This is a genomic window from Aestuariirhabdus haliotis (assembly GCF_023509475.1).
In the GTDB taxonomy this organism is placed as follows: Bacteria; Pseudomonadota; Gammaproteobacteria; order Pseudomonadales; family Aestuariirhabdaceae; genus Aestuariirhabdus; species Aestuariirhabdus haliotis.
Map to the genome: position 1 here is coordinate 1 of NZ_JAKSDZ010000077.1, position 5,512 is coordinate 5,512.

5 protein-coding genes are annotated in these 5,512 nt (G+C 48.6%); 4 read left to right on the top strand and 1 reads right to left on the bottom strand.

The window, feature by feature from the left end; genetic code table 11:
- Window positions 1–239 precede the first annotated feature (239 nt).
- The gene (hexR, locus tag MIB40_RS19075) at window positions 240–1,091 is read right to left on the bottom strand and encodes a transcriptional regulator HexR (protein WP_249697102.1); all 852 of its coding nucleotides are present in this window, start codon (window positions 1,089–1,091) and stop codon (window positions 240–242) included.
- Between the two features lie 324 nt (window positions 1,092–1,415).
- Here hexR and gap point away from each other — a divergent pair, with 324 nt between their 5' ends.
- From gap to MIB40_RS19095, 4 genes are all read left to right on the top strand, one after another.
- Window positions 1,416–2,426 carry a type I glyceraldehyde-3-phosphate dehydrogenase gene (gene gap, locus MIB40_RS19080; protein ID WP_249697098.1) on the top strand — a complete coding sequence of 337 codons (1,011 nt, stop codon included), beginning with the start codon at window positions 1,416–1,418 and terminating at the stop codon, window positions 2,424–2,426.
- A 51-nt stretch (window positions 2,427–2,477) separates the two neighbouring features.
- Window positions 2,478–2,966 carry a methylglyoxal synthase gene (locus tag MIB40_RS19085; RefSeq protein WP_249697099.1) on the top strand — a complete coding sequence of 163 codons (489 nt, stop codon included), beginning with the start codon at window positions 2,478–2,480 and terminating at the stop codon, window positions 2,964–2,966.
- 25 nt (window positions 2,967–2,991) lie between these two features.
- Window positions 2,992–3,264 (top strand): SemiSWEET family sugar transporter, encoded by a 273-nt coding sequence (locus MIB40_RS19090; protein WP_249697100.1) that lies wholly within the window; start codon window positions 2,992–2,994, stop codon window positions 3,262–3,264.
- A 350-nt stretch (window positions 3,265–3,614) separates the two neighbouring features.
- On the top strand, window positions 3,615–5,318 hold the full coding sequence (locus tag MIB40_RS19095; protein ID WP_249697101.1) for a DUF262 domain-containing protein: 1,704 nt from the start codon (window positions 3,615–3,617) through the stop codon (window positions 5,316–5,318).
- Window positions 5,319–5,512: the final 194 nt, after the last annotated feature.

Consider the following 5,512-nt stretch of genomic DNA (forward strand, 5'->3'; position numbering starts at 1 on the left):
GAGTAGAAATTAGTTACTCATTTAGATCCCGGATACATTACCGCAAACTAATTTGTCGTTATACTTGCAAAAGGAGGGCGAGTCATACATTACATAAAGCGGCACCCTTGCTGGTGCGGGTATAAGGTTGAGCGTCTGAAAGGCCCGGCACTGTCAATGACGTTGCGGTGCAGGAGGGGAGTTCTGCCGGGTCTGGGTTCGGCGCCGCTGAAGTAAAGATGGCGCCGGAAATCGACTGTTCAGCTTTCGTCGGTCTCGCGCTGGTAGCGGGTGCTTTTGAGGCTGTCCTTGATCGATTTGAGGTGGTTAAGAAAGCCGGGGCCGCGGCGCAGGGTCACGCCGGTTGCCAAGATATCGATCACCGACAGGTGCACGATGCGCGACGTCATGGGCATATAGACATCGGTATCTTCCGGGGCATCGACGCCAAGCACGATCGAGCAACGCTCGGCCAGAGGGGAGTTGGGGGCGGTGATGCCGATCACCGTAGCGCCGGATGCTTGCGCCAGCTCGGCGATCTCAACCGTGTCTTTGGTGCGGCCGGTGTAGGAGATGGTCACCACCACATCGCCAGTGCTGCACGAGGCAGCCACCATGCGCTGCATCAGTACATCGTCGTAGGCGTTGACCGGAATGTTGAAGCGGAAAAACTTGTGCTGGGCATCCTGGGCGACCGGGCCGGAGGCTCCCAAGCCATAAAAGAAAATCTGTTTGGCCTGGATCAGCTGATCCACTGCCAGGTTTACGGTGGCCGGGCTCAGTTTCTCCTTGGCGTACACCAGCCCGGCAATGGTGGCGTCGATGATTTTCGGGGTATAGCTCTCGGCGGTGTCGTCGGGCTCGACATGACGGTTAACGTAGGGCACGCCGCCCACCAGGGATTGGGCCAGGGTCAGTTTGAAATCGGGAAAACCCTTGGCGTTAAAGCGCTTGCAGAAACGATTGACGGTGGGTTCGCTCACCTCTGCTGTGCGGGCCAGTACCGCAATCGATGACCGGGTTGCGGCCTGGGGATCGGCCAGAATCACGTCGGCGACTTTGCGCTCTGAACGGTTCAGGCTATCCAGCGCCTCGCTGATCAGGCTCAGCATATTGGTTTGCGTGATCACTCTCTATCCCCCTTGGTCGAGCCCAATAGCAGCCTGGGCTCACAGCACTCAGTGATCGAACTATAACAGAGATGTAATTTGACTACCTGTTTGTTGGATTCCAACTTCATATATTTTATGGGCTTTGGGCGATTTTTGCGGTCTTTTGGCCGACGTACGCTTCAGAGAGCGCGTATCGAAAGCGCTCTTAATTATTGAGGGTTAATATTGTTACGTAATAAAAACAAATATGCCTCGACATTGGTCAATCTGTGCGCATTAATATAGGTAATATTACTTTCGTGAACGATAGTGGGAGAACTGATTATGGCCATTCGTGTTGCCATCAATGGATACGGACGTATTGGGCGCAATATTTTACGGGCGCTCTATGAGTCGGGCAGGCAGGAAGAGATCACTATCGTAGCCATCAATGATCTGGGTGATGCCGAGATCAACGCCCACCTGACCCGATTCGATTCGGTGCATGGGCGCTTCACCGGCAGTGTCGAGCAGGAGGGGAATCAGTTGGTGGTCAACGGCCAGGCGATTCGGGTCTGTTGCGAGCGAGATCCCGCCAGGCTGCCCTGGGCCGAGCTCGATATTGATGTGGTGTATGAATGCACCGGGCTTTTTACCTCACGGGAGAAGGCCGCCGCCCATATTGCTGCAGGGGCCCGTAAGGTGATCGTCTCGGCACCTGCTGCCGGGGCCGATGCCACCGTGGTGTATGGTATCAACCAGCATGTGCTGACCCGCAGCAGCCAGATCATCTCCAACGCTTCCTGTACCACCAATTGTCTGGCGCCGGTCGCAAAGCCCCTCAATGATGCGTTGGGTATGGTCAGCGGCATGATGACCACTATTCACGCCTACACCAATGACCAGAACCTGAGCGATGTTTATCACAGCGACCCCTATCGGGCACGCTCCGCTACCCAGTCGATGATTCCGACCAAAACCGGCGCGGCGGCGGCGGTCGGTCTGGTGCTGCCCGAACTGAACGGCAAGCTTGATGGTATGGCGGTACGCGTACCCACCATCAATGTGTCTCTGGTCGATCTGTCCTTTATTGCCGAGCGCGACACCAGTGTCGACGAGGTCAATGACATTATGGAAGAAGCCTCGCGTGGTTACCTGAAAGGGGTGCTCGAATGCAACACCCAGCCGCTGGTGTCGATCGACTTTAATCACAGTGCGGCGTCCTCCAGCTTTGATGCTACCCAGACCCGGGTCAATGGCCGGCTGGTGAAAGTGATGGCCTGGTATGACAATGAGTGGGGCTTTTCCAATCGCATGCTGGATAACACGTTGGCGCTGATGTCAGCGGAAGGTTAAGGCGATACACTGTTGAGGGTTTTAACCCGTTGGTAACAACGGGTTGGTAGAATGACATTGATTATCGAGAGCGAGCGACCCATGGAACAGACCCAGCGCCTCATAGGCTCCACCAAGTCGATCGCCCTGGTGGCGCACGACAACCAGAAAGCGCGTTTGCTGGCCTGGTCGCAGCGGCATCGTGAAACGCTGGCCAGGCACCGGTTGTATGCCACCGGTACCACCGGCGCCTTGCTTGGGCAAACTCTAAAATGTGAGATTAACTCACTGCTAAGTGGGCCGATGGGTGGCGATCAGCAATTGGGGGCCAAAATAGCCGAAGGCGAAATCGACATGCTGATTTTTTTCTGGGATCCTCTGGAGCAACAACCCCACGACCCGGATGTAAAAGCCCTGTTGCGCATTGCCGCGGTCTGGAATGTGCCGGTGGCCTGTAACCAGGCGACGGCCGATTTTATCTTTGCCTCCACTCTGATCAACAGCGACTACCAGCAAGACACGCCGGACTACGATGCCTACCTGCAGCAGCGCACCCGGTAAACGCGCTCAAGGTTTATAGGACTCGATGAACAGTATTACCCTGATCGGTTTGGCCGCCGCCTGTTGCACAACCCTGGCCTTTATCCCCCAGGTTCGCTGGATTCTAAAAACCGGCAATGTCGACGGCATATCCGTCGGTATGTACAGCATCTTCACCACCGGCGTGGCGCTCTGGTTGTTGTATGGCTTGCTGGTGTGGGACCTGCCCATTATCGCCGCCAACCTGGTGACCCTGCTACTCAGTCTGTCCGTACTGGTGCTGACCATTCGGCACCGGTTGAGAGCGCGCAAGAAATAATCAATCCAAGCCGACCCTGGCGTCCGTCTCGTGAATCCGCTATTTCCCGTGTACAGTGGAAGAATGTCGCCTGTATACCGGAAACCGGCTGCTAACTCCTTGATTTTGAAAGGCTAGAATTTATAGAAGGCGACGGCATTTACTCTTAGAGTGTATGGGCAGGGCTTGCTTGCTCTGAGGTAAAGGATTTTTTGGCTTCTAGCGTTTTGATTTTATTACTGTTTTTTTAGATAACTACATTTCTAACCGAAATGACGAGAATTGACCCCAAATAAGAAAAGGGGACATTCTTCCTTATAATTAGCTGTTAGAGCACTAAGTTCATCTATACATCATTTCTAGGATGAAAAATGAAGATTGAATCAACAGACAAAGAAGTTAGATCGATTTTACAGTCAGGCTACTACCGCATCCCGAGGTTTCAGAGGCCATATAGCTGGGAAAAAGATCACATTCAAGATTTTTGGGACGACATTGTCATTGATAACGAAGACGATTATTTCATCGGATCTATGGTTGTTTACAAACAGCAAAAAGGTTACTTCGGTATTGTAGATGGCCAGCAAAGGATGACTACTATTACAATATTTTTGTGCGTCTTAAGAAATATTATGAGTGAACTTGGGCTTGTCGATTCTGCCGAAGGTATTCACTCATTAATTGAAAGGAAGAACATAGATAATGTTGCTGAGTACATATTAACTTCAGAATCTTCATACCCGTTTCTGCAAGAGCATATCCAGAAATTCGGAGATCCAGATTTAAACGTCCAGCCTTTAGAAGAAGAGAAAACCCTACAAAATGCGTTCAAGCAAGCAGAGAGATTAATTAAAGGGCTAGTTGATTCAATAAAGGTTGATACTGCAATCAAGCAAGAAGCCAAGCAAGAAAGAACTGAAGTTAGACTAAGAAAGGTAAGAGATTGTCTGCTCGATTTGAAAGTGATTTTTATTGAGCTTGATGATGAAGATGATGCTTATTTGATTTTTGAAACACTGAATACACGAGGGAAAGACCTAAATACGTCTGATCTAGTTAAGAACCATTTAACAAAACTGATAAAAGCCGGAAATGCCAACGTTGATGCAACAAAAGAAAAGTGGGCTGATCTAAGAAAGACAATAGAAGAATCGGAAGGCGACATAGAAATAGATCCGTTTTTGCATACTTATTGGTTGTCAAAGTATGATTTTGTAACTCAGAAAAAACTATTTAAAGAAATAAAGAAGAAAATCGATAAGGATAACGCGAAACAATTTCTGGAAAGCCTTTTATGTGATGCCAAAATCTATAGGTCTATATTTGAGCCTTCCTATAGAACTTGGAAAAAAGAAGAAGCCGGAATCATTCGGTCACTAGATGCGCTTAACCTCTTCCGTGTTAAGTTACAGGTACCTACAGTTCTATCCGTATTAAGAAGCTATTTCGGTGAAGGTATAAAAAAAGCTTCGACCGAAAGGGCTATTAGCTCTATTGCTAAATTTCATTTCATATTTACAGCTGTAACATCACAGCGTTCATCAGGGGGGATTTCCCAGATGTATGCTTCTGTAGCGCGAAAATTGGCCTCGGCAGACGACACCCAAGCAAGAAATACAATTCTCAATGATTTCAAGGCTAAACTTCGAGAAAAGATACCCTCTCAAAGTGAATTTGATGTTAATTTCGAACAAATAGTATTTACCAAGTCTAAATCAAAGCAGAAGAAACTTGTTCAATACATTCTTTCTGAAATACACCGTTATGAGCAAAACGGTATACCAGTAGACTATTCACAAATGACAATAGAACATATATACCCGGAGAGCCCTAAAGGTTTTAAAAAATTACCAGACACTATCATCGGGCAACTTGGGAATCTTATTCTTATTGATCAAGATTTGAACGATAAGCTTGCTAATAAATCATTTGTGGAAAAGAAGGAAATATTAGAAGAAGCGAAAATTCCTTTAGATGAGTCTATACGCGACTCAGAAGAATGGAGTGAAGAACAAATAAAGATTAGGACTGCTGAGTTAGCTAAGCGGGCATACGAGAACGTATGGAAAATATAGCTCTAACAAGCAAAGGCAGCGGATGCTACGCACCGCTGCTTTGAGCGTTAAGGAAGTGTTTCTGGGGTCAGGCCTTACATTTGACATTTCGCTTCTCAATATCGGGCCAAGTGTGAAATGTAATGTATGACTCGCCCTCCTTTTGCAAGTATAACGACAAATTAGTTTGCGGTAATGTATCCGGGATCTAAATG

Coding starts and splice junctions, on each gene's coding strand:
- MIB40_RS19095 (WP_249697101.1), top strand. CDS start 3,615: ATGAAGATTGAATCAACAGACAAAGAAGTTAGATCGATTTTACAGTCA.
- MIB40_RS19090 (WP_249697100.1), top strand. CDS start 2,992: ATGAACAGTATTACCCTGATCGGTTTGGCCGCCGCCTGTTGCACAACC.
- gap (WP_249697098.1), top strand. CDS start 1,416: ATGGCCATTCGTGTTGCCATCAATGGATACGGACGTATTGGGCGCAAT.
- hexR (WP_249697102.1), bottom strand. CDS start 1,091: ATGCTGAGCCTGATCAGCGAGGCGCTGGATAGCCTGAACCGTTCAGAG.
- MIB40_RS19085 (WP_249697099.1), top strand. CDS start 2,478: ATGACATTGATTATCGAGAGCGAGCGACCCATGGAACAGACCCAGCGC.